Below are 24619 nucleotides of genomic sequence, written 5' to 3' on the forward strand. Positions count from 1 at the left end.
GCGCCGAGGCCTCCGACGTCGCCAACGCGATCCTGGACGGCGCGGACGCGGTCATGCTGTCGGCGGAGTCGTCGGTGGGCGCGCTCGGCCACCTTCGGGGTGGCGCTCGAGCTCGTGATCTCGAAGGTGACCTTCTTCAGCGAGGTGGACGCGAAGGAGATGGCACCCGCTCCGCTGCCCGAGGTCAGTACGACCCCGGTGTCGGCGTTGAGTACCCGCCAGGAGCCGATGTTGCCGGTGGCGTCGGAGGCCTCCCGGATGTTGATCTTGGAGATGGTGGTCGCCGAGCCCCATTTGATCGAGATGGAGCCGGTCGAGCCGGTCGGCGACCAGGAGGTGCTCATGTCGCCGTCGCGGACGTTGCCGTAGCTGGTGCCGGCTGCCTTGCTGGAACCGTCGGAGTCGGCGCCGATGCTCAGGTTGGTCCCGGTGGGCGTCGACGTCGCGGTGGCTGTCGGCGTGGCGGTGGCGGTCGGCGTGGGAGTCGAGGTGGCGGTCGCGGTGGGTGTCGTCGCCGTGCAGTTGCCGTCCGACACCTTCAGGCCGTTGTTGGCGCCCGCCGTCGCGGTCACGATCGACGGCACGCAGGACGCGGCGTCGAGGCTGTAGGAGTAGGGGATGCTGACGGTCGTGTTCGACGTCGGGTTCGGACCGGCGGGGTTGTTGTCCTCGCCCGGCTCCGACCAGGTCACGTTGTCGAAGATGTTCCCGCTGACCTGCCAGTAGCCGGGCAGGTCGGTGTAGAAGGTGCCGAGGACGTCCTTGGAGTCCTTGAAGTAGTTGTTGTCGACCTTGGCCTTGCCGCCGGCCCGGGGGTTGATGCCCGACTCGTTCAGGCTGACGTAGTAGTTGTCGTAAATGTGGGCGGTGGCGCCGCGCAGCAGGGGCGTACGGGAGTCGATGTTCTCGTACAGGTTGTGGTGGAAGGTGACCGGCCCGTTGGCGAGGTCGCTGTCGCTGGAGCCGACGAGGCCGCCGCGGCCGGAGTTGCGCAGGATGCTGTAGGACAGGGTCACGTATTGGGTGTTGTTCTTCATGTCGAACAGGGCGTCGAAGCCCTCCGACTCACCACCCGAGGCGATCAGCGTGGCGTGGTCGACCCAGACGTTGTGTACGTTGCTCTCCATGCCGATGGCGTCACCGCCGTTGGAGGTGGGCGAGCCCGACTTCTTCACGTTCTGGACGGTTACGTTCTGGACGATGATGTTGCTGGACTCGCGGATGTGGATGCCGATCTGGTCGAACACGGCCCCACTGCCGACACCGACGAGGGTGACGTTGCTGATCTCCTTCAGCTCGATCACACCGGCGGCGGTGTTGCAACTGTCGCCCGACACCTTCGCGGTGTTGCCGACGGTTATGGTCCCCTCGACCTGGATGATGATCGGGGTACTGCTGCTGGCCCGGCTGCACAGCGCCTCATGGACTTGGGTGCCCGTGGTGGCCTTGACCGTCGTCCCGCCGGCGCCGCCGGTGGTGCCGCCGTTCTGGGTGGCGAACCCGGTCGCGTCGGAGGTCGCCGCCGACGCGGTGGGCATCGACAGGACCACGCCTGTCGCCGCCGCCAGGGCCAGCGTGCCGAGTGCTGCGGAGAGTCGCAGTGCGACTGGCTTTCTCATCCTCGCCTCGTCTTTCGTCATCGCGTGTCAGGACTGCCGCGCACGTCCGTGCCCGGGTCGACGGGTCGTCGAAATACGAATCTGCCATGTGCATGTCATGTGCACGACGGAAGTGGGCCACTGCCGGCCCGGTGCGGGTGCCAGGGGGCGAGAGGGAACGGTGGTGCGTCCGTCATGCGGGTGGCGCGGTCGGGTGCAGGACCCGGGGTGTGCGCATGCCGCGGCGGCGGAGGTGTGGACGCCGCCGAAGGTGCGACGACCGGGAGAGTGGGGCGGAAGGCCTCCCGGCCGACCCCTGGTGCGGGTGCCGGTCACCGTGGCCACGGCGACGGGCGGCGCGATGCGTTCGCGACCCGGAGTGCATCCCGGACTCCTGGCGCGTCGGCACCTCGGTGCGGTCAGCCGGCGGTCAGCCCCGCGCCGGATCGGTTGCGGCTTGTGGGCTGCTCCACGGCTGATACCGCGGGCCGCTTTCTCCGGCACGGTCCGCGTGCACCGGGAAAGCGCTTTCTCTACGTGAGGATAGGGCGATCGCAGTCGCGCTGACAAGGATGTGAACACCGATCGGCTAGCTGATTCTTGTCGCGGCCTCATCACCTTGGGTCGCGCTGCAAGATCACAACGATGCCGTGGGAGATCGTGCCTTCCCTCGCGCCGTGAAATCCCGTCCCGATGTTCATGTAGATGAACAACATCTCTGGTGTCCCGCCGTCAAGAAGGCGGCGGGACACCGGAGACGGCCGGAGCGCATGATAAGAGGAGAAGAAGCTGAAGAAGGCCCAGCGGGAGCTGTCCCGCAAACAGAAGGGATCGAAGAACCGCCAGAAGGCCCGGTTGAAGGTGGCCCGCGCGCACGCCAAAGTGGCTGACGCGCCCCGCGAGTTCCACCACCAGCTCTCCACCAGGCTGATCCGTGAAAATCAAGCGGTCGTGGTGGAGGACCTGGCGGTCAAGGCGCTGGCGCGTACCAGGCTGGGCAAGAGTGTGCACGACGCGGGCTGGTCCGCGTTCGTGGCCATGCTCGGATACAAAGCGGCACGTTACGGCCGGACGTTTGTCAAGGTCGGCCGGTTCGAGCCCACCAGCCAGGTGTGCTCCGCTTGCGGGACCAAGGACGGGCCCAAGCCCCTGCACGTGCGGGACGGTCCACGACCGGGACCACAACGCCGCGAAGAACATCAAGGCCGCCGGACTGGCGGTGACAGCCTGTGGAGTGCAGGTAAGACCGGAACATGTTCTGGCACCGCGCGGTGAAGCAGGAAGTCATGGAATCCGAACCGGAGCCCGTGCCGCGTAGCGGCACAGCACCGGACCGGAAGGCCAGAATCCTCGGGCTTCAGCCCGAGGAGCAAGTCAAGGGCCGAATCTGCCGATCGGAAGAAACGGCTGGAGGAACTCCCACTCCTCGTCTGTCAGTTGCGCGCGCGTCACACCACCGTCCTACCGGACGGCCACCCCGGCCGGACCCAAAACCCGGTTTTGATCACTCTTCGGTGATTTCGGTGCGGAGCCCGACTGGACTGCGGCATTGTTGCCCCGCCTCGGCGCTGAACACCCTTGTTGAACACCGGAAGCAGGGGTCTGGCCCGGCGCATCGACGTCGGGGTGCCGCCGTGCAACGACCGATGTTCGACACTGTGGAGGGCCGCAAACTGGGCCGAGGTCACGCGGGGTGCCTGGTGCAGCGTTGCCGGAGAATGGCAGTGTTGCAGAGCAACGCCCTGGCAACGATCCGGACCAGGGAGCATTGACCAGCCAGAATCGCCCACGAACGGGCGGGCGGACGGGCGCAACGAAAGCCGTTGTTGCTTCTGTTCCCCCGACATGGATCGCAACGGCTCCGGGTTCATCCATTCTGTAATTCCCCTTCGGCAATCCGCCGGATGGGCGAGAAGTCCCGCCTTCCTGGGACGAGGCAGACGAATGGAGACCTTGGTGGACCGGCCCTTACTGTCGATGAGATCGACTCTCGTGTTTCTGCTCGCACTGCTCGCAGGCACGGCCGCGGGTGGGCTGACGGCACTTGCGGGGGAAGGAACACCGCGCAGTCTGCTTGCGGGCCTCGCCGCCGTGGGGCTGGCGGTGCCATTCTTCAACCGCGTCATCGACACTGAGGACACCGGAGTCCAGCCGCAGGGTCCCGCTGGCGCCAGCGCTGTAGAGGGGGAGAGCAATGGGTGAGCTGCGGCCTCTGGGGGACGACCTCAACGACGCCTCCCGTGCCCTTGCCATGGCCCTTCGAGAGCTGTTCGAAGGCATGCAGGTATCCGTCCGCCGGTATGCGGCGCGGCGCCAGCGTGACCCCGGAACGTTCTCGCGTTACTTGAACGGCACTCGCTTACCTCCATGGCAGGTGATCACCGATCTCTTCGCGGATCTCGCCGAACACCGCGGAACCGCAGTTACCACCGAGGCCATCGAGTTCGTACGGGAGCTGTACGGATCGGCCGTGGACGCCGCGTCCTCTCCCAAACATGCGATGGAACTCCTGGAACAGCAGCTGGCCGACGCCGACCGAGCCTCCAGGCGATCTAGCGTCCGCGGCGACGTCCTGGGAGACGCGCTCTTGGACCGGACGCAACGCATTGCCGATCTGGAGACGCGGCTCAACCAGTTGGAGGCCGATCGGAGCGCAGAGCAGAGACGAGCGGACGCGCTCGCCGCAGCCAACCCCGACATCTCCGGCCTCCTCCAGGAGCGCAACGCGCTACAGCTGGAAGTGGAGCGGCTCGGAGAGGACCTCAGACAGGCGCGAGCTCAGCGTGCCGCAGCAGAGGACCGCTGCAATCTGCTCGAACGCCAGTTGGAGGCCGTTGAGAAGCCCACGCCTCCGCTGTCAGCCGCACCACACGGCATGCCCAAGATCCTGATCGTCGATGACCAACCAGACAACCTACTCGCGATGACCGCGGTTCTCGCGACGCTCGATCAAGAGCTCGTCACCGTGACCTCCGGGCGGGAAGCACTCAAAGCGCTCCTCGACCACGACGACTTCGCGGTCATCATCATGGACGTGCAGATGCCAGAGATGGACGGCTACGAGACCTGCGCCCATATCAAGCGCCGCCCCCGCACCCGAGATGTCCCCATCATCTTCCTGACCGCCATGGGCGTGGACTCGGAACACTCCGCCCGCGGATACGCGGCCGGCGCCGTTGACTACATCAGCAAGCCCTTCGACCCCTGGGCCCTGCGCGCCAAGGTCGCCGTGTTCACCTCCATCTATTTGGAGCGGTCCACCCAATAGTGAACCCTGACGGTGGGAGAGCCCAAGCGGCTATGAACTGCCACTGGACAGGCGCACGGAGAGGGGGGAACGAGAGATGCTGGTCTGCGCTGGAGCTGAGTGGGTGTCGGGGCGTGGCACTGCGGAAAGCGGCGCGAGAGCGGTTGGCGGGGAGGCAGTGCAGACCGTGCTGGGCGGCGGGCCGGGACGCCCGTCGCCCTACCCGCGACGATGGTTGTACCAGTCGACCCACTCGGCGGTGGCCAACTCGACCTCGGCCAGGTACTTCCAAGGCCGCTGCGGTTTGACCAGCTCGGTCTTGTACAGGCCGATCGCCGAATCCATCAGCGCGTTGCCGAGCGCGTCACCGACCGAGCCGATGGAGGCCGCGATGCCCTCGCGGTCCAGGTGTTCGGCGACCGTGGATGAGGTGTACTGCGCAGGTTCAACCAGTCGTTGCAACACCCCTGATCAGAGAGGTGTGTTGTGGGGCGACCAGGACGAGGTCGGTGTGCTTGGTCGTGGCGGCGGACCAGCCGACGATGCGGCGGGAGAAAGTAGCCGCACCTCGGCGACCATGCGGACAGCGCGCTTGCGCAGCTCAGCGGGGTAGGGGGAGGGACGTGGCATGACTCAATCCTCTCGGAGAATCGAGCCTCCATTCGACCCGGGGCGATTCATTTCTACCAGGCCCTCGTCGGGCAGAGAGGTCACGGCCGCGGCGACGTCGGTGAGCAGGTCCGGCCAGACCGCCAGCTGCGCGCGAGGTGTCAGCTGGGAGCGCACCACCTCGATGTTGTCGCGGGTGAGGCGGTGCCACCGGGAGACGTTCCCGGCGTAGGTCTCCTCCAGGAACGTGGCGCGGTGGGCGCTCACCGCGACGGACGTTCGGGGGCATGCCTCCCACGGCGGAGGTGTGCGCCGGGGACCTGCTCGGACGACGGACGGCGAAGGTCTCGGGACGCCCTCGACGGGGGCCTCCCGAGATCCTCACGGTGCCCGTCACACGGCGGTGTCGATCACCGGACGGTGTGCGTCACCCGGCGGTGATCCGCAGGACACCCGTAACCGTCCCCTGGTAGTAGACCCCACCCGGTGCCGCCGTGCCGGCCATCTGGAGGGTGTCGTAGAGGGAGCCGATGCCGACCTGGGAGCTGCGGGTGACCTTTCCGGTGTCCGGATCGATCTCCGCATAGCGGTACGGGTCGAGGAGACTGGTGCCGGACGTGCCCGGGATCAGCGGGTCGCGCAGCACCGTGTGCAGCTTGCCGTCCGCCAGCGACAGCTTGGGCACGGCCGCCGACCGCAGTGTGTTGTCCCACACGAGATCGCAGCCCGAGCCGTCGGCCCGAACATCCACCCGGGTGAGGCCGCCGGTGAAGTCAGCGGATGCGGGCACGCTGTCCCCGGCGCCGTCCGGCACCGCCGGGTACGGGTAGCCGTAGGTGCTGGCCACGAAGACGCTGCGGCCCGCGCCGATCGGGGAGTTCTCGCTGCCCGCCCCACCGGCCAGCAGCACCGGTGTGGAGCAGATCCGTCGGCCGGTCGACGTCTCGTACACCTGGAGCTTCACCTGGGTGTCCGCGTTGTCCACGATGGCCACGTAGTCCGTCCCGTCACGGGGCCCGAAGAAGGTGGGTGTGGAGCCGCTGCCCCAGCTGAGCTGGCCCGGCTTGCGCGTCGAACCGCGGTCGTACGCCTGCCGCCAGGAGATACGTGGGGTGCCGTCAGCGTCGGCGGTCAGCAGGTAGGTCGCCTGGGTCGTGGTGACGAGGGTGCCCTGGGGCGCGGTGGAGATACTGTTCGCCACCTTCTCGCCGTCGGGGAGTTGCAGGGTGCGGACCGTGCCGGTGCGGTCGTCGGCGGTGCCCACCAGCCCGTTGCCGGTCGCGAACCACACCCGTCCCTGCCAGTCCGGCGAGAGTCCGGTCACGGCGTCGTCCTCGGGTATCGCTGCGGTCAGCGACAGACTCTTGTCGATCGTCAGGGTCCAGTCGCCGTTCGCGTCCTGGTGATGGCCGATCCGCAGCAGTGATCTGCTGCCGTCGATCACGACCAGCCGGTCGTCCTGATCGATGTAGGCGTACACCCCGCCGAGCAACGACCCCTTGGTCAGGGTGAGTTCGGTGATCGAGCTGCCGTCGTCCGGGTCCAGCAGATGGACTGTGGGGACCTGCCCGAAGATGGGTGTGCACAGCGCCACCGGATAGCCGTCGGACCCGACCAGCACCGTCGGGCAGGCCGACGCGAGTGCCACCCGCTTCGAGGTGAGGGTGCCGGTCCCCGGCCCGGGCAGAGGCGTCGTGTCCGACGAACCGGTGTCCCCGTGCATGGTGGCCGTGCCGTCGGGGCCGGCGTACGGATTGTGTGGCGGCACCGGGGTGAACACCGAGCCGGTGGCGCTCGCCGGGGCTGCTGCCGCGGCGGCGATCACCGCCGCGGTGAGGGCCGTGACGAGCAGTCGTCTCGGCCGTGAACGGCCGGGGTCGGCGGAAGGCATACAGGTCTCCTGGGGTCGGGACAAGCCCTCGGGTTGTGTCGGCCCGGATGGGCAGGCAGCAGTACGGGCTGGTGGAAAATCGATTGGCCGGGTGTCACGGTTCGGCAGAATGGAAAAGCGGGCACATGCCCGACAGGTTCCGCCCTGCAATTCAGCGTGGCGAAAGCGGAAACACCGGGGGCGCCGCCTATTTGTCGGCTGCCGCGTCGATCGTCATGTGCCGGGAGAGGGCGCCAACGGTCGCGTCATGAATCTCGGGCGACCCTGCCGGAGGTGAGGCGCATGTGCTCACCTGCGAGTGCGTCGTCAGATCCGGGTGTATGACGTGCGTACGCGGGCCACCAAGGGCCTACACAGGCTGGCGGAAAGCCGAACAAAGTCGACATGGCGCCGCGCCGTCAGGAATGCTCCCGGATACATATCGGAAGACAATCAAGAGATGCGTGGTCACGTCAAGCATTTGTTCCTCGTTGCGGCCGAACTCATCGCCTCCTCCTCGCGGGTTGTCCGTGATCGACAGTGAGAGGGCCGGGCGATCGGACATCCTGCTGCTCGCCATCCGCTGCTCGCCCTCGTGCTTCTGGCCTTGATGGGCAGGGGCCGGGCCGTCAGGGGAGCGCTGCCACACGCTGTTCACGCCAACGCAGCAGTACGTCTGTACGGTCGACAGCGCAGAGTCGCAGTGGAGTTGTGCGACCGGAGCGTAACCGCCTCTTTGATCAGCACACCGTTGAGTCATGGGTGAGCCGCGGGGAAAGGGGGCCCGGGGCATGACCGGACGCGCCACCGACTGGCTTCTTGCGATCGCCGGAGTCGCGGTCGTGGCCGCGCTGCCCTTTCCGACCGGCTGATCAGCGAGAACGGCGGGGTGACCACGGTGACTTCGACCCTGCCTTCCTGCGTCGTAGGTGCCCGCGCAGAGGCCCAGGAACGGCGATGTCGCGCGTCGGCGGCGGCGCTCGCAACGGATCGGCGGCGCCCGCGAGCCGTTCCGGCGCGTGGGCTCCGCTCCTGAAAGGACCGCTGCCCGCGTGCGTCAGGTGCGCAGGAGTCGCAGGTCGATCGCGTCGGCCATTGCCTTCATGCCCTCGTCGTTGGAGTGGATGTGGTCGCCTGAGTCGTAGGCCGGGTTGAGGGCGGCCGGGTTCGCGGGGTCACGCATGGCCTGGTCGAAGTCGATGACACCGTGATGGAGTCGCCGAAGGCGACGACGGTGCCCCTCACGTTCGGCGACAGGACGTCCAGCCCTGCCAGGTAGTACCACGAGGTCGTGGTGGTGCCGAACGCGGCGGCGCCGTCGTCACCGGTGTGGTTGCCGGAGGCTATGCAGGTGGTGTCGCAGGCGGAGTGCCAGGTCGACATTCCCGTCGTGCCGGGGAGGTAGAGGCTGACGAGCAGGTTCTCCCCGGCGCTGACCGAGATCGGGACGACGTCGCTGACGGCCTCTTCGCCAGCGGGGATCGTGACGTGGCGGGAGGTGCCGAAGGTGACGTTCCGCGTGGTGCCGCGCGTCGCCTCTCCACCGCTCGCCTGGACGGCCACGTCCACCTCGCTGACATCGAGCGGGGTGGTGCTGTACCGGTTGGACAGGGTGATGCGTGCGCCCGAGCCCGCGACGCTGCTGTGCACCACCATCCGGATGGTCTGGTTGCTGAAGGACGGGCCGCCGGTCGTCATGCTGGGCGACCACGCACTGACCCTGGCGCCCTTGCCCTGCGACGAAGACGTGACGGCGCCCGCCACGTTCGCCGTGCTCAATGGAACGACCGTCAGGGCCATGCCGGTCAGCGCGCCTACCACGGTCAGCAAGGACCTGCGACGCGGCCGGCGACCCGCCGCCACGCTTCCCTTGCCGGGGGACATCGTCGATCTCCACCCTTCTCTTCGTCCGCGGCGGGCTCGGCTCACCGGCTCTGGCTGAGGTGCTCTGGAGCGCTAGGGGTGGCATCGTCCCCATGTGCACCCGGCAAAGACGCGCTGCACGCCGCGGACACCATGGATTCCCGTCTCGGCGGGGGGATTTGAGGACATCCATCGACTGACCGGTCGGGCCGCACTGGCCGTCCGGTCACGTGTGCCGAACCGGCCTCAGCCGAGGTTGCGCAGCGTGACGGACTCACCGGGCTTGAGGCTGATCTTCCGCGAGGCACTGCCCGCGACGACGGTCGTGTCGCGGCCGCCGACGCTCTTCAGCGTCACCTGGGTGACCTTGCCGTTCTTCCAGCCGATGTCGGCGACGAAGCCGCCGCGGACGCCTACGCCGGATACCGAGCCGGATGCCGCCCACGCGGCGGGCAGGGCAGGCAGCAACTCGACGTGACCCGGACGCGAGTAGACCAGCATCTCGATGATCGCGGCGGGGGTGCCGAAGTTCGCGTCGATCTGGAAGATGCCGCGGCCTTCCCCCGTGTCCATGATGTCGAAGAGGTTCGGCGCCGTGCCGTTGCTACCGCCCGCCGACGGCTTGAGGTTGTTGACGACGAGCTGGTAGGCATTCTCCGCGTTCTTCAGCCGTGACCAGCACAGGCTGCGCCAGGCGTTGGACCAGCCGTAGCTGTCCATGCCGCGGGCGGTCAGGAGGGCCGTCGCGCCGGCGAGGATGTCCTTCGGGGTGGAGTCGTCCGGGCGGATCCGGTCGCCGGGGAAGAGCCCGATGAGCGGGGAGAGGTGCCGGTGCGTGGTCTCGCCGAGGTTGTCGGGCGACATCCACTCCTCCAGCCAGCCGGTCTTGGGGCTGACCACGGGCAGGTACAGGCGCTCACGCAGGCCGTCGATGGTCGCGCTGTAGGAGATGTCCTTGCCCAGAACGCGGGTCGCGGTGTGGTAGTTGCCGAAGAGGTTCCACACCAGTTCCTGGGCGTAGGTGATGCCCTTGGCGTCCTGCGGACCGTGCTCGGGGGACCAGTCGCTGTCGTCGACGAGAACCTCGCGCGAGGCTCCGGAGCCGTCGGTGACGGTCGTGGTGACGAGGCGGGCCTCCCAGAACTCCACGGCGCCCTTGATGAGGGGGTAGATCCTTGCGAGGTAGGCACGGTCCTGGGTGTACTCGTAGTGCTCGAACAGGCTCTGGCAGAGCCAGGCGTTGGCGGCCGGATGCCACCACCAGCCGCTGCCGCCGTAGGGGTTGGTGGAGAAGGCCACGGCCCATCCGGCCACCTTCTCGCTGGAGTTGCGATACCTGTTGGTCGAGGTGTTGAACAGTCGCCGGGTGACGTCCCTCCAGGAGGGCAGCTGTGCGAGGCAGTAGTTCGCGAATGCGTCGAAGCAGTCGGACAGGCCCGCCCGGTCGGCCATCCAGTAGTTCATCTGGACGTTGATGTCGGTGTGGTAGTCGCCCATCCAGTCCGGGTCGTTGCCGTCGAGCCACGGGCCCTGCAGGCCCATCGGCAGGCTGCCCCGCGACCCGGAGATCATCAGGTAGCGGCCGAACTGCAGGTAGGCCGACTCAAGCTCCGGGTCGGGAACGTCGTCCCGGTAGCGGGCCCGCACCCGTTGCCAGGTGTCCAGCTTGCGCTGTGCGGCGGACGACGTGCCGAGGGTGATGTCCAGCTGCTCGAACACCGGGCGGAAGTCGGCGACATGGGTGTGCAGCAGCGTGCTCGTGGAGTGGCCGGCCGCGTTCAGCACCTTGGTCCGTGCCAGGCGCTCCGGGTCCAGGGACAGGTCGCGGAAGTCGGCGGCCGCGTCGGGCGCGTAGTTGGTGCCGCCGCTGACCACGACGCTGAGATCCTTGCAGCCGCTGAACGAGATCGTCGTACCCTTGACGGCGACTTTGCCGGTGCCGCTGTACGCGGTGACGGCGGCGCCGTACTTCAGGCCGTTGGCGAACGAGGCACCGAACGACGCGTACCGGCCGGCGCTGTTGGCCGTGATGGACTCGCCGTGAGTGCCGGCGAGGGAGACGGTGCCGGTGTAGGTGCCGCCGCCCTGCTGGGAGAAGTACAGGACGATGACGTCGTCGGGGCGGCTGGCGAAGACTTGCCGCCGGTAGGTCACGCCGGACAGGTCGTACGAGGCGCTGACGAGGCCCTGGGCCAGGTCCAGGGTGCGACGGTAGTTGTCGACGGAGCCCAGGTCGTGATCGGGGATGTCGACGGTGAGCCTGGCCAGCAGGGTCAGGGAGCCGAAGTCGTCGCGGCCGTAGGGGAACTGGCCGTCGCTCTGCAGGGTGTCGTTGCGACCACCGGTCCACAGGGTCGCGTCGGTGATCGTCAGCAGTTCGCTGGAGGGGTCGTTGCTCGCGAGCGCCCCGAGGCGCCCGTTCCCGACCGGCAGGCCCTGCCGGATCATCGAGTTGGAGTCGCCGGGAGCCTGCCACCACAACTGGTTTTTCGCGGCCTCCGCCGCGGACAGCATGGGCGACTCGGTGGGGCGCAGGGGGGCCGCCGAGGCGGTGAAGGCGGGCAGACCGCCGAGGGCGGCGGCCGTGCCGGCCGTGCCGGCCGTGGCGGCGAGGGCGAGGAATCCCCTGCGGCTCGGGTGGTTGTCGCGCGATTCGGTGTACTGGGTGTCCACGTTGTGCACTCCATGTCCGGGGAACGGCGCATGCGGGAATGGCGGGGGCGGGAATGACGGGGGCGGGTCGTCGGAAGTTCGCGTCGGGCGAGTACGCCGGGCGCGGGCACGCCCGGGCGCTGCGGGAGGTGAGTACGGCGGGCGTTGCCACGCCCGCGCGCTGCGGGACCGTGTGTGTGGAGGGGGCGGGGGGCGGTCCCGGGCGCGGGACCCGGGGCGTGTCGGCCCCGGGACCCGTAGGAGGGGTCAGGCGGACTTGGGTACGTCGATCCTGTCGATGTCGGGTGAGTAGTCCCAGCCGCTGTCGAAGGTGATGGTGTTGGAGCCCGCCTTCAGGGCCAACTGGACGCTGACGGTGTCGACCGTGCTCCAGTCTCCCGTGGAGGGGAACTTCAGCGTGGTGCCGTTGCCGTCGTTGGAGTAGACCGTCACCGAGCGGGGATCGCCACTGACGTAGGCAACCTTGACGGTGTAGATCCCGTCCTTCTTCACCTTGACGTCGTTGAACTGCAGCTTGCTGTCGAGGTAGAGGTTGCCGGCCTTCTTGCCGCCGGAGCAGGCGTCGCATGTGGCGACGGAGGCGTTTCCGGTCAGGGTGTTGTTCGCGGACTCGGCCTCGTAACCGGTGGTCGCCAGCGGAGCGCCGTCGGGCTTGACGGTGAACAGCCGGGATCCGTGTGCGGGCAGCGCCGCGGTGATCTCGTTCTTGTACGTGCCGAGGTTCCGGTGGTTCCACAGATCGCGTACGGCGGCCGCGCCGGTGAAGCCGAAGGAGGCCCAGTCGGCGGTGACGGAGGCCGGAGAGTCACCGAGGTTGAACAGGGCGACCGTGTAGCTGCCGTCGGAGTTCTTGGTCCCCCAGACCTGCTCGTCGCCCATCGGGGTGACGGGGCGTGCGACGGGCGAGGTGTTCTGGTCGACGGCGATGACTTCCTCGTTGGTCAGCAGGGAGAGTCCGTAGCTGTCCAACTGGGTGAGGTCGTCACCGGTGTACAGAGGCGACTTGTTGATGGCCCACAGGGTCATGTAGCTCTGCCGCTCGGCCTTGGTGAGGCCGTCCATCGCCCCGTTGCCGACGTCGAGCGAGTCGAGGTCGTTCCAGCCGCCCGGGCCCGCCTTGTGGCTCCACGCGGGGGCGTCGTTCCACCGGTCGTTGACCGAGTTCTCCCAGGTGACCAGCGTGTCGCAGTAGCATTCGACGTCGGTTTCGATGCGCCAGCCGTTGGAGTATTTCTTCCAGTCGGCGGCGTGACCGATGTCGAGCGACCAGGACAGCTCGAGGTGGATCGGGCGCCCGGTGGCGGCGATGGCTTTCTGCCAGGCGGCGACGTCCGCGACGTTGTTGTAGTTGTCACCGGACTTGAACGAGCCCGGACCCACCCCGTCCAACTTCAGGAAGTCGTAGCCCCAGTCAGCGAACGTCTGCGCCTGCGAGTCGATGTACTTCTGCGCGCAGGGGTTGTCGAAGTTCAGCTTGTACGCGCTGTCCCAGCCGTTGGTGGTGCGCAGGTCCGGGTAGACGATGTCCGCGGTGGTACAGCCGGGAGCGTTCCAGATCGAAACCTTGCCGCCGCCGTAGGCCCCCTTCTCCAGGCCGACGGGCAGGTAGATGCCGGCCTTGAGGCCCTTGGAGTGGATGTGGTCGGCGACCGACTTCATGCCGTGGGGAAATCGGACCGGGTCGGGCGTCTGCCGGCCGTACTGGTCGAACTCGGACGTCCAGTTGCGGTCCATCCACCAGCCGGCGTCGATGTTGACATGGTCGTAGCCGTACTTCTTCAACTTCGAGGCGAGGGCGTCCGTCTGCTTCAGGATGTTCGCCTCGGTGAGGTAGCTGTAGTTGCCGTCCGGGTTCAGGCCCGGGTACTGGGAGGACTGCATACTCCAGCTGGACCAGCCCATGTACGGCTTGGCCGCCAGGCCGGAGGTGGCGTCCGCCGAGGTGGCGGTCGTGCTCGTGGAGCTGGACGTGGCGGCTTGGGCGGCGGTGGCCGGGACCGCTGTGGCGAGTCCGGCCGTGACGGCCAGGACCAGCGTCGCTCTGACGGTGCGGCGCGGGAAGCCGGGGAGGGCTCCGCGCCGGGCTCTGTACGGGGATGACCGCATGGGTCGCCTCCTGTGCTGGGGTGTGCGGGGTCGTGCGGTGGCACCCGGCGGGGGCCGGGCGTTGCTCCGGGCAGGGGACGGCTGGGTACCGGGCAGGACGCCGGGGCGAAGCGGTCCGGTGTCCGGCCGCCACGGCGTCGGGTCGGCGGCTCAGCCGTTGCCCGAGCTGATGGTGAGCGCGCTGATGAATTGTCGCTGCAGCGTGAAGTGCACCAGGAGCATGGGAATCGCGGTCATGAGAGCACCTGCCGCGATGAGGTGGGGATGGGGCACGGTCTTCCGGTCGGACCGCTCCCTGCGTTGCGGGCGGGGAGAGCGGGCACTGCCGGGGAAGCGGCGCCGATACCGAACAGCAGCTGGAGCACCGTTCGGCGGCCGGCTCCTGTGGCGGTCTATGGGCTGCGGCTCTGCAGCGTCATCGCGACTCCTCGTACGTGTCTGACGCCATGAAGGACTGGATCGCGGTGGCCGCGGCCCCGCGCGCCCACTCCTCGAAGGGCAGGGGACGTGTGATCACGTCACACTGCGAAGCCGTACCGAAGGCGGACGCGGCGAACGCGTCCTGGACGCCCTCGGCGAAGAGGTCGTAGGCGGCCAGGCCCTCACCCGAGATGATCACCCGCTCGGGACCGAAGATGTTCACCAGGGACCCGATGGCCTTGCCGATTGCTTCACCAGCCCGTGCGTAGACCGCACGGACACCGGGGGCTGCGCCGTGGGCCAGGTCCAGCGCCTCGGCTGCGTCGCTCACCTGCTTGCCCGTTGCCGCGCGCACTGCGCGGAGTATCGCGGGGTCCGCTGCGATCGCCTCCACGCAGCCCCTGTTGCCACAGTGGCAGAGCGGGCCGAACGGGTCGAGGGACAGATGCCCGATCTCGCCGGCCACACCGTGCGCGCCGGACACCACCTGCCCGTGTACCACCAGGCCGCAGCCGATGCCGGCGCCCACGGTCACCAGGGCGAAGTCCGAGAGTCCGACTCCGGCCCCGAACCAGTGCTCGGCGACCGTGAGCGCCCGCACGTCGTTGTCGACCGTGACCGGCAGCCCGGTCGTGGTCCCGGCGAGCTCGGCGAGCGGTACGTTCCGCCACTCCAGGAAGGGCGAGTAGCGGACCACACCGTCCGCGCGGTCCACGTCCCCCGAGATCGCGATACCCAGCCCCCGCACCCGCACACCGAATCCGTCGGCCTCCGTGAACAACTCCTGTACCAGAGCGGCGATGGCGGGGAGCACCGCCTCCGGCTCGCGGCCCGTGAGGGGTACGTGCCGGGAGATCCGGATACGGCAGCACAGGTCGGCCAGTACGGCGATGATCTCGTCGCCGGTCACCTTGATTCCGATGAACAGCGCCCTGCCCCCGTCCACCCAGACCAGGCTGGCCGGACGTCCCACTGCCGGCCGCGCCTCTTCGTCCACGCCCTCGACCAGATAGCCGAGTTCCATCAGCGGACGGACCGCCTTGGTGACGGCGGCCGGGGAGAGCCTGGTCCGCCGTCCCACCTCGGCCCGGGTGAGCGGACCGTGGGAGAGCAGGGTGGTGAAGACCAGGGAAGCGGCCGGCGTCATCGCCGGGGCCGCCTCGTGGGAGGGGGTCGAGCGCATGGCCGGAAACTTAGGGAGGTTATTTTTCGCTGTCAATGAAGAAGGCCCGGTCTTTTATAAGAGCATGAGTTGACCACAGCGGACCTGTAAATCAGAGACTCAAGGCGGGTGTTGACGCGAGATCGAAGGGAGGGTTGGCTGCGTACAGCTCCTGCGCGGCATTCTCCGAACGTGAGGACCCATGTCTGCCCTCTCCTTCGACTCCACCTCCGGCGTCTGGCTGCTCTCCACTGCGCACACGTCGTACGCGATGTGGATCGAGGACACGGGAGCGCCCTGCCACCTCGCCTGGGGACCTCGGCTGTCCGTCGCGGCGGCCGGTCAGCTCGTGCCTCTCCCGGCGGGGGAGGTCAGCAGCTTCGAGGGCCGTTCCCCGGCCGGAGAGGAGTTGCCGGTCGACGGTGGGTCCGGTACGGAGCGCCGTCCCTCCGGGTGCGGTTCGTCGACGGCACCCGGTCCTTCGGGTGGCGCACCTGGGCTACCGGATCAGCGAGCCGGCGCCCGGAACGACGGAACTCGCCCTTGAGTACCGTGACCGCCGCTACTGCTGGGGGCCCAGTACCGGCTGGCCGGCACGCGCACCATCGACGGCTACTCACCGACTCTCAAGGACCTCGGCCGGGCGGCTCCGTTGAACCTCCCGCTGGTGTTCCTCGCCGCGCTCGCCGCGGCGGCCCTGCTGGCCGCGTTCATGTACCGCGCGACCGCGGGCCGGCGACTCCTCGCGGCGGGCGGCAACCCGCTGGCGGCGAGACTGTCGGGCATCTCCACCGACCGGCAGATCGTGCTCGCCCACACCCTGTCCGGTCTCCTGGTCGGCGTCGCCGCCGTGACTGCGACGGCCTCGCTGCCCGGTGTCAACAGCAGTGTCGGCGGAGACTGGCTGCTGCCGAGCTTCGCCGCTCCGATCATCGGAGGTGTCGCGCTGAACGGCGGCTCCGTCGCCGTGTTCGGCACGGTGCTGGCGGCGTTCGTCATGCGGCTCATCGACGCCGCGCGCGCCCAGTTCTCGCTCGATGCGAGCTGGGTGAACTTCCTCATCGGCCTGGTCGTGCTCGGCACGGTGGCCGGCGGCCACATCCACCAAACACAGCTGGAGAAGAAGGGCAAGGCACAAGGACGTACCCCGTCGGCACCCGTCGACCGGGGCCCGACGGCCGACCCCGCCCTGCCGAACGCGGGAGGTGCGCGATGAGCGACGTCCTTCTCGAAGGCCGGGAGATCGTCAAGGTCTTCCCCGGAGTACGGGCCCTGGACGGCGTCGGACTGCGCCTGACGGCCGGAACCGTGCACGCGCTGCTGGGTGAGAACGGCGCGGGGAAGTCCACCCTCATCAAGGTCCTGACCGGTGTCCACACGCCCGACGGCGGCCGACTCACCTGGCGTGGTCAAGAGGTCCACCTGCGCTCGCCCCTGGAGGCCGCCCGGACCGGCATCGGCGTCGTCCATCAGGAACGCAACCTCATACCCGACTTCTCGGTGGCGGAGAACATCACGCTGCAGAGTCCGCCCTCGCGCCGTGGGCTCGTCGACCGGGAGGCCATGAACGCGCCCGCCCTGCGCTGCCTGGGAGAGCTCGGTCTGGACCTCGACCCGCACCGCCCGGTCCGTGAACTGTCCGTGGCCCAGCAGCAGTTGGTGGAGATCGCGAAGGCACTCCACACCGAGAGCGAGGTGCTGCTCCTCGACGAGCCGACCGCCTCCTTGTCTTCGCGGGAGGCCGAGCGCCTCTTCGACGTCGTCCGGCGGCTGACGGCCCGTGGCACGTGCGTCGTCTTCGTGAGCCACAAGCTGGAAGAGGTCTTCGCGAACTGCGACACCGTCACCGTGCTGCGCGACGGCAGGTCAGTGCTGGAGTCCTCACCGCTCGCGGACCACACGCACGACGACGTAGTGAACCTGATGGTGGGCCGCGCCCACACGGCGACCGAGATGCGGCCGCGCACCCCGGACCGGACGGCCGCCCCAGTCCTCGCGTTCGACGGGATCTCCACCGCCGACGGCCACCAGGACATCTCCCTGCAGGTGCGGCCCGGTGAGATCGTCGGTCTCTACGGCCTCGTCGGCGCCGGGCGCAGCGAGCTGGTCAAGGCCGTTCTGGGCCTCGGCCGGGTCACCGGCGGCGAGATCAGGGTGCACGGCGAGCCGGCCCGGATCGCTTCCCCCCGCCAGGCGCTGCACGAGTACGGCATCGGCTACCTGACCGAGAACCGCAAGGAAGAGGGCGTCTTCCTGGAGCAGCCCATCCACCGGAACATCACCGTCACTGTGTGGAAGAAGCTGGCCAAAGTCCTCGGGTTTGTCTCCGCCGCCGAAGAGCGGAACGTGGCGCAGAACCTGGTCGACCGCCTCGGCATCCGTGTCTCGGGGCTCGAGCAGAACGCCGGTGAACTGTCCGGCGGCAATCAGCAGAAGGTGAGTCTGGCGAAATGGCTCGCAGCCGACACCCGGCTGCTGATCGTCGACGAGCCGACCGTGGGCGTCGACGTGCGCACCAAGCACGGCTTCCACGAACTCCTCTGGGAGCTGGCCCGCGGCGGTCTGCCGATCCTGCTGATCAGCAGCGACCTCACCGAGATGATCACGCTGGCGGACCGTGTCCTCGTCATGGCCGACCACCGCATCCGCGGCGAGGTCGACAACGACCGCGATTACGAACGGATGAGCGGCCGGATCATCCGCATCATCCACGACCGTGCGCTCTCGGCGGTGACTGCGGAGAAGGACGCGGGATGAAACGCCTGGCACAGGTGATCCGGGTCCGTCCCGAGCAGTTGGAGAAGTACCGCGAGTCGCATCGCGACGTGCCCCAGCCGGTGCAGGGCACATGGTGAGACCGGAGAAGGAAGGAGGAAACCGCATGAGCGACACGCTGCTCGTCGATGCCCACCACCATGTGTGGGATCTGGCCGTGCGGGACCAGGAATGGATCACCGGTGCCGAACTCGCGCCTTTGCGCCGTACCTTCTCGCTGGCGGACCTGCGTCCGCCGGCCGAGCGAGCCGGAGTCGGCGCGACCGTGATGGTACAGACCATGACGGTCCCGGAGGAGACACCCGAGATGCTGGCGCAGGCGGCCTCCGACCCGCTGGTCGCCGGGGTGGTCGGATGGACCGACCTGACAGCTCCCGATGTGGCGGACACGCTGGCCCGGCTGTGTGAACTGCCGGGTGGCGGCCGGCTGGTGGGCATCCGCCACCAGGTGCAGTCGGAACCCGACCCGTGGTGGCTGGTGCGGGACGATGTCCTGCGGGGCCTGTCCGCGGTGGCTGGCGTGGGCCTGGCCTACGACCTCGTCATCCTCCCGCACCAACTGCCCGCGGCCACCGCCGCGGCCCGTCGTCTGCCGGGCCTCAGGTTCGTCCTGGATCACATCGGCAAACCCGGCATCGTGGCGGGTGTGCTCGAACCGTGGGCTTCGGAACTGCGGGACCTGGCGGCCGAACCCAACACCTTCTGCAAGCTGTCCGGCCTCGTCACCGAGGCCGACTGGCGTGGTTGGACAGTCGACGACCTGCGTCCCTTCGCTGAGACGGTCCTCGGCGCCTTCGGACCGGACCGGGTCATGTATGGCTCAGACTGGCCCGTGTGCACGCTGGCCGCCGACTACGCGGAGGTGCTCGATGCGGCCCGTGCTCTGACGGCCGGGCTCAGTGTGGACGAACGGGGTGCCGTTTTCGGCGGCACGGCCGCGAACGCCTACCGGCTGCGCGTGCCGTGACGCCGCCGACGCCTGGGGCCCGCCGTCCACTGCGGGCATCCGCGCGGCCGCGCGACCGAGGCAGCGCCTGGCAATGCTCTCACCTCGGTAAACTGCTCTCGTCCCGACAACCCCGGAGCAGCAGGAGCAGGAGAACGGATGCCACCGCATGACAGTTCCTCTGCCAGGGCCCCGGCGTCCGAAGGAACAAGCCAATCGACCGGTTCTGGTCGCCAGGTTCTTTCGGACAGCGTCTACGAGCAGATCAAGGCCATGGTCATGGACCATGAGATCGCTCCTGGTGCACGTGTGGGGATCGAGGCACTGTCGCGTGCTCTCGGTGTCTCGCCTACGCCCGTCCGTGAGGCGCTGGCCAGGCTCGAGGCGGACGGACTTGTGGTGAAGAGGTCGCTCTCCGGGTACCGGGCGACCGAGTTGCTGACCCGCGAGGGCCTCGAGGAGCTCTTCGAAATGCGGCTCCTCCTGGAACCGAGAGCAGCGGCGCTCGCCGCCGTCAACGCCGGCGAGGAGCAACTCGACGCCATCGAGCGGCTTGTGGAGGAGATGCAGACTCATCCGGGGCCGACGGGGCGGTACGCGGACTACCGCGACTTCGCCGCTCTCGACCAGCGCTTTCACGACGCGATCGCAGTGGCCTCGCAACGTCCGTTGCTCGCCGATGCGGTGGAGCGGCTCCACTCCCATCTGCATGTCTTTCGACTCAGAAGTGTCAGGAGCGCTGACGACCCAACGCTGGCGGAACACGAACGTGTCGTACGCGCGATCCTGCGCCGTAAGCCCGACCGTGCCGCGGAAGCCATGGCGGAGCACCTCACACGCAGCCTTCAGCGCCAGCTCAGCCAGGAGCCGAAGTCCTGACCGGCGTCCCGGAGGTCCGGCACCCGCGCTGCATGGGCGAGCGTCGGAGCCGAACGGCGGGTCCTGCCCGTTCACCAGGGGCGTGGTCAGGAGGTTTGCCGACGCCGGTGCGGGCAGCCTGTTGCCCATCACAGTGAGTGAAAGTGGCTGGTCCTGAAACGCAGCCTCCCAGAGCTGGGGTGGCCTGGCTCGCATGTCATCAGTCAGCAGGGCCGGGCACCGTGCTGGTTCGGTGCTGACTTGCAAGGCGCAGCTGCGGCAGTACAGCAGGTCCCAGTGCCGCATCAGGCAACGTCCGCCCCGTGGTGATGTCGCCCGGTTGCTGCGCCGGGCGTCCGCGATCCACTTGCCGATCGCCCTCAGGGAGCAGGCTCAGCCGGCATGCTTGTCGCTGCTGTGGGCACGGCGCGGTCAGCGGCACGGATGGCCCGGCGCTCCCTCGGATCGGGCACACGGTCGGGGAGACACGCAGACAGGCGGCATCGCTGACCGGGGCCACCGCCTCGGCACAGGCGAGTTGCACCAAGGCGGCGGGCATGGGAGATGCTGCGGGGCAGCCACGGGCTCGCTCGGCGTTCCGGGGACCTGGAAACTCATGTGATCACCAGGTTCGTGCCTCCGAGGCGGTCATATTCCCGCTCTGTCATGAGTGGTGGTGTCCCATCAAAAGACAGCGGTGCGGCCGGAGATGACACGGAGCGCGTGACGCCAACGGGATGACAACGTTGCCAAACGCTTGAGCGCGGGGAGGGTTCCGTCAACCCCTGAGGCGGGAGGGAGTGTCTTTCTATTAAATTAGGAATTAATGTTGACAGGGTTTCGGTCACGCGCCACAGTCTTCGCCGTGACGTCGTAGGCCCCTGTCGCAGTGCGGCCCGCGTCACGTCCTCGTGCTTCCCAATCCTCGGGAGAGGCAAGTGACTTCACACCCGCAGGTCCGCACACCCGCGGCACTGAGACTGACGCGCCGTGCGACCACGGCCGCGATCGCCACCGTGCTCGCGGTGACCGCGGCCCCGGTGGCCTCGGCGCAGCCCGCCGTCGACCAGGGCGCGCCCGAGTACTACGACAGCGGTCTCGCACCGACGCCCTACATGGGCTGGAACACCTACTACGGGCTGGGCGCACCCACCGAACAGCAGGTGCGCTCCGTCGCGGACAAGCTGGTCAGCAGCGGTCTGCGTGACAGCGGTTACGGCATCGTGTGGCTCGACGGCGGATGGCAGGCGGACAACCCGCGGGACGCGCAGGGAAGGCTGGTCGCCCATCCGGACCGCTTCCCCTCCGGCATCCCGGCGCTGGTCTCCTACCTCCACAAGCGTGGCCTGAAGGCGGGCATCTACACCGACGCCGGCGCCTACGACGGAGGCAAGAGCTGTGGCCTCGGCAGCCGGGGCCACTACGAGCAGGACGCGCGGCAGTTCGCCGGCTGGAAGATCGACGCGGTCAAGGTCGACTTCCTGTGCGGGATCGGCGCCAAGCTCGATCCGGGCCCGGCGTTCAAGGAGTTCAGCGACGCGGTGGCCAAGTCGGGCCGGAAGATGCTGCTGAACCTGTGCAACCCGCTCACCGACGACTGGGGCCTGCCGCACACACCGGAACAGGACGCCCACAACTCGTACGTCTACGCTCCGACGATCGCCGACTCCTGGCGCACCGGTACGGACATCGCGTGGGGCACCCCGAGCCCCGGCCAGTGGCCCAACGTGCTGCGCAACATGGACGCGAACGCCTGGCACCCGGAGGCGCAGGGCCCCGGCCACTACAACGACCCCGACTACCTCATCCCCATGCGGCGCATGGGCGACGGCTCCCTGGAGCTGACGCAGGAGGAGTCCACCACCCAGTTCGTGATGTGGGCCGAGATGGGTTCACCGCTCGTCCTCGGCTCCGACCCGCGCACCCTGTCGGACTCGATGATCAAGACGCTGAGCAACCCGGAGATCATCGCCGTCGACCAGGACCCCCTCGCCGTCCAGGGCGTACGGGTGGCCACCGACTCCGTCGGCGACGTCTACAGCAAGGTCCTCTCCGGTCGGGGCAGCCGCGCGGTCGTGCTGCTCAACCGCTCCGACCAGCCGGCCGAACGCACCGTCCGGTTCTCCGACGTCGGGCTCGGCGGCGCGGTACGCGTCCGTGACCTGCGGGAGCGGACCGACCGGGGTGACCACACTGACGAGTACACCGTCACGGTCCCCGCGCACGGCACCGCGTTCCTGAAGCTGACCGGTGCGGACGCGCTGCCCGGCAGCAGCCTCGGTCAACGGGCCACGGCGAGCCCGGCGGTGGTGCGCGACGGCGACACGCTCGCGACCTTCCTGCGCGGACCGCACGGATCGCTCGTCCAGCACACGACGTCCGGCGACGCCGGGGGCAGGCGCGTGACGCGTGACCTGGGTGGTCCGACGACGGGCGGGATCCTGGGCCAGCCCGCGGCGTACGCGTCGGCCGGCGGCCGCATCGACGTCTTCGTACGCGGCACCGACTCCCGGGTGTACCGGAAGGTCTTCAGCGACGGACGCTGGGGTGCCTGGCGGAGCCTGGGCGGCCGGGTGACCGACGCGCCGTCGGTGGCCTTCACCGACCCGGAGCACTGGACGCTGTTCGCCCGCGGGACCGAGGGGCAGGTCGTGCAGCGCGAGGCGTCGTCGTCCGAGTGGTCCTCGCTGGGCGCCCCCGACGGCCGGCAGGTGTACGGGCGGCCGTCCGCCGTCGTCGACGCCCAGGGGCGGACTCAGGTGGCGATCCGCACGGCCGCGGACGACGTCTGGACCCGGTCCCGGCCGGCGTCGGGGGAGTGGTCGCCGTGGACGTCGGTCGGCGGGACCGTCAGCGGCAGTCCGACGCTGGTCGTCGTAGGGGACGCCGTGCTGCTGTACGCGCGGGCGGGCGACTACACGCTCTGGCAGCAGCGGTACGAGAACGGCGCCTGGCAGGGCTGGAGCAAGCGGCAGGAGTTCCCCAGCGGGGCCTTTGACGGCGCGATCGGAGCGGTGGGCGGACCGGGCGGCACGGTCGACGCGGTGTTCCGCGGCGTCGACGGCTACGTCCACCGGATCCAGTTCAAATAAATTAGTAATTATTCTTGACGTGGTGTGAGCGCCACGCGAACCTGGATCCGCGCGAGCGGGCCCGGCCTCCAGCAAGGCCCACCCCGCTCGCGCGGATCCGCAGGGAGCACTCCATGACGAACCATCAGCCCAATCGTCGCCGGTTCCTCGCCGGACTCGGCGCCGCTGGGACGGCCGCGCTGCTCAGCGGCTGTGTCACCTCCACCTCCTCGGGCAAGAGCTCTTCCAAGGGCGCGGTGACCCTCCAGTCCAACCTCTCCGCCCCCCAGGCCAAGGCCGCGATGGAGGACGTCGTCGCCGCCTACGCCAAGAAGGGATCGGGAAGCGCCAGTCTCAACACCGTCGCCGCGGAGACCTTCCGCACCCAGCTGCCGACGTACCTCACCTCCGCCAACCCGCCGGACGTGTACACCTGGTACCCCGGCTCGGTGGCCGACGCCTACGCCAAGAAGAACCTGCTGCTCGACCTCGACGAGGTCTGGGCCTCGCCCGATCTGAAGAAGTACTCCAAGGCGCTGCAGTCGCTGTGCACCGCGACCTCCGGCAAGAAGGTCTTCGTTCCCGCCACCTACTACTGGTGGGGCATGTTCTACCGGAAGTCCAACTTCGCCAAGTGGGGCGTGAGCGAGCCCAAGAGCTGGGACGACTTCCTCGACCTGTGCGACAAGCTCAAGAGCAAGGGCGTCGCCCCGATCGGGCTCGGCGCGGGCGGCAACACCGCCTGGGTGGCCTCGGCCTGGTTCGACTACCTCGACATCCGCATCAACGGCGCTCAGTACCACCGCGAACTCCTCGCCGGCAAGCACCGGTTCGACGACCCCGAGGTGCGCAAGGTCTTCGACCGCTGGCAGGAGGTGCTGCCGTACTTCGACCCGAACGGCGCCGCCGTCCCCTTCCAGGACGCCACGACCGCCCTGCTCAACGGCCGCAGCGGCATGATGCTCATCGGCACCTTCTTCGCCGACGCCGCGCCCAAGGACGCCCTGGACGACATCGACTTCTTCCGCTTCCCCGTCATCGACACGAAGATCCCGCTCGCCGAGGAAGCCCCCACCGACGGCTACTTCGCCAGCGCCCGCACCGGCCGTCATGACCAGGTCGTCGACCTGCTGCGCTACCTCGCCACCGCCGAGTCCCAGGAGAGCTACATCAAGGGTTCCTCGGGCACCGTCCTGCCCTGCAACCCGGACGCGAAGGACTCCGGCACCGCCCTGGTGAAGAAGGGCCGCGCGCACATCGAGGAAGCCGTCGAGATCACCCAGTTCTTCAACCGGGACTCCAGCGACGCCCTCCAGCCCACCGCGGACACCGCACTGACCAAGTTCCTGGCCAAGCCGAAGTCCATCGGCGGCATCCTGACCGACTGGCAGCGCGAAGCCGAGAAGATCTGGAACGCCTGA

13 protein-coding genes and 5 pseudogenes are annotated in these 24619 nt (G+C 68.6%); 9 read left to right on the top strand and 9 right to left on the bottom strand.

Annotated elements, in window-relative coordinates; genetic code table 11:
• Positions 1 to 83 (top strand): annotated as a pseudogene (locus ABT114_RS50640) (pyruvate kinase); the annotation flags it as partial.
• Here the strand turns inward: ABT114_RS50640 and ABT114_RS28475 are convergent.
• Positions 84 to 1619 (bottom strand): annotated as a pseudogene (locus ABT114_RS28475) (pectate lyase family protein); the annotation flags it as partial.
• A 759-nt stretch (positions 1620 to 2378) separates the two neighbouring features.
• Here ABT114_RS28475 and ABT114_RS28480 point away from each other — a divergent pair.
• A pseudogene (locus ABT114_RS28480) lies at positions 2379 to 2916 on the top strand (RNA-guided endonuclease InsQ/TnpB family protein); the annotation flags it as partial.
• An 876-nt stretch (positions 2917 to 3792) separates the two neighbouring features.
• On the top strand, positions 3793 to 4866 hold the full coding sequence (locus tag ABT114_RS28485; protein ID WP_351145741.1) for a response regulator: 1074 nt from the start codon (positions 3793 to 3795) through the stop codon (positions 4864 to 4866).
• Positions 4867 to 5064: 198 nt separating this feature from the next.
• Here the strand turns inward: ABT114_RS28485 and ABT114_RS28490 are convergent, their stop codons facing one another.
• The 8 genes and pseudogenes from ABT114_RS28490 to ABT114_RS28525 all read right to left on the bottom strand — a co-directional run bounded on the left by ABT114_RS28490 (position 5065) and on the right by ABT114_RS28525 (position 15569).
• Complete coding sequence (locus ABT114_RS28490; RefSeq protein WP_351145742.1) at positions 5065 to 5307, bottom strand: integrase core domain-containing protein; 243 nt, start codon at positions 5305 to 5307, stop codon at positions 5065 to 5067.
• Positions 5308 to 5478: 171 nt separating this feature from the next.
• On the bottom strand, positions 5479 to 5721 hold the full coding sequence (locus tag ABT114_RS28495; protein WP_351145743.1) for a hypothetical protein: 243 nt from the start codon (positions 5719 to 5721) through the stop codon (positions 5479 to 5481).
• A 160-nt stretch (positions 5722 to 5881) separates the two neighbouring features.
• Positions 5882 to 7345: an NHL repeat-containing protein gene (locus ABT114_RS28500; protein ID WP_351145744.1), complete on the bottom strand. Its 1464-nt coding sequence runs from the start codon at positions 7343 to 7345 to the stop codon at positions 5882 to 5884.
• A gap of 1080 nt (positions 7346 to 8425) precedes the next feature.
• Positions 8426 to 9103 carry a hypothetical protein gene (locus tag ABT114_RS28505; protein WP_351145745.1) on the bottom strand — a complete coding sequence of 226 codons (678 nt, stop codon included), beginning with the start codon at positions 9101 to 9103 and terminating at the stop codon, positions 8426 to 8428.
• Positions 9104 to 9433: 330 nt separating this feature from the next.
• Entirely contained in the window at positions 9434 to 11860 is a 2427-nt protein-coding gene (locus ABT114_RS28510) for a glycosyl hydrolase family 95 catalytic domain-containing protein (protein WP_351145746.1), read from the bottom strand.
• 246 nt (positions 11861 to 12106) lie between these two features.
• A complete protein-coding gene (locus ABT114_RS28515) occupies positions 12107 to 13966 on the bottom strand; it encodes an alpha-galactosidase D (RefSeq protein WP_351145747.1) in 1860 nt (619 codons plus the stop codon).
• 150 nt (positions 13967 to 14116) lie between these two features.
• Positions 14117 to 14230, bottom strand: a pseudogene (locus ABT114_RS28520) (carbohydrate ABC transporter permease); the annotation flags it as partial.
• 151 nt (positions 14231 to 14381) lie between these two features.
• The gene (locus ABT114_RS28525) at positions 14382 to 15569 is read right to left on the bottom strand and encodes an ROK family protein (protein ID WP_351145748.1); all 1188 of its coding nucleotides are present in this window, start codon (positions 15567 to 15569) and stop codon (positions 14382 to 14384) included.
• A gap of 541 nt (positions 15570 to 16110) precedes the next feature.
• Here ABT114_RS28525 and ABT114_RS28530 point away from each other — a divergent pair.
• From ABT114_RS28530 to ABT114_RS28555, 6 genes and pseudogenes are all read left to right on the top strand, one after another.
• A pseudogene (locus tag ABT114_RS28530) lies at positions 16111 to 16764 on the top strand (ABC transporter permease); the annotation flags it as partial.
• Positions 16761 to 18305 carry a sugar ABC transporter ATP-binding protein gene (locus ABT114_RS28535; protein ID WP_351145749.1) on the top strand — a complete coding sequence of 515 codons (1545 nt, stop codon included), beginning with the start codon at positions 16761 to 16763 and terminating at the stop codon, positions 18303 to 18305. The pseudogene ABT114_RS28530 and the gene ABT114_RS28535, both read left to right, overlap by 4 nt.
• Before the next feature lie 124 nt (positions 18306 to 18429).
• The gene (locus ABT114_RS28540) at positions 18430 to 19290 is read left to right on the top strand and encodes an amidohydrolase family protein (RefSeq protein ID WP_351145750.1); all 861 of its coding nucleotides are present in this window, start codon (positions 18430 to 18432) and stop codon (positions 19288 to 19290) included.
• A gap of 138 nt (positions 19291 to 19428) precedes the next feature.
• Positions 19429 to 20148 carry a GntR family transcriptional regulator gene (locus ABT114_RS28545; RefSeq protein ID WP_351145751.1) on the top strand — a complete coding sequence of 240 codons (720 nt, stop codon included), beginning with the start codon at positions 19429 to 19431 and terminating at the stop codon, positions 20146 to 20148.
• A 917-nt stretch (positions 20149 to 21065) separates the two neighbouring features.
• A complete protein-coding gene (locus ABT114_RS28550) occupies positions 21066 to 23219 on the top strand; it encodes a DUF8189 domain-containing protein (RefSeq protein WP_502988406.1) in 2154 nt (717 codons plus the stop codon).
• 113 nt (positions 23220 to 23332) lie between these two features.
• The gene (locus tag ABT114_RS28555; RefSeq protein ID WP_351145752.1) at positions 23333 to 24619 is read left to right on the top strand and encodes an ABC transporter substrate-binding protein; all 1287 of its coding nucleotides are present in this window, start codon (positions 23333 to 23335) and stop codon (positions 24617 to 24619) included.

The sequence above is a fragment of the Streptomyces sp. NPDC002088 genome (assembly GCF_040296605.1).
Classification (GTDB): Bacteria; Actinomycetota; Actinomycetes; order Streptomycetales; family Streptomycetaceae; genus Streptomyces.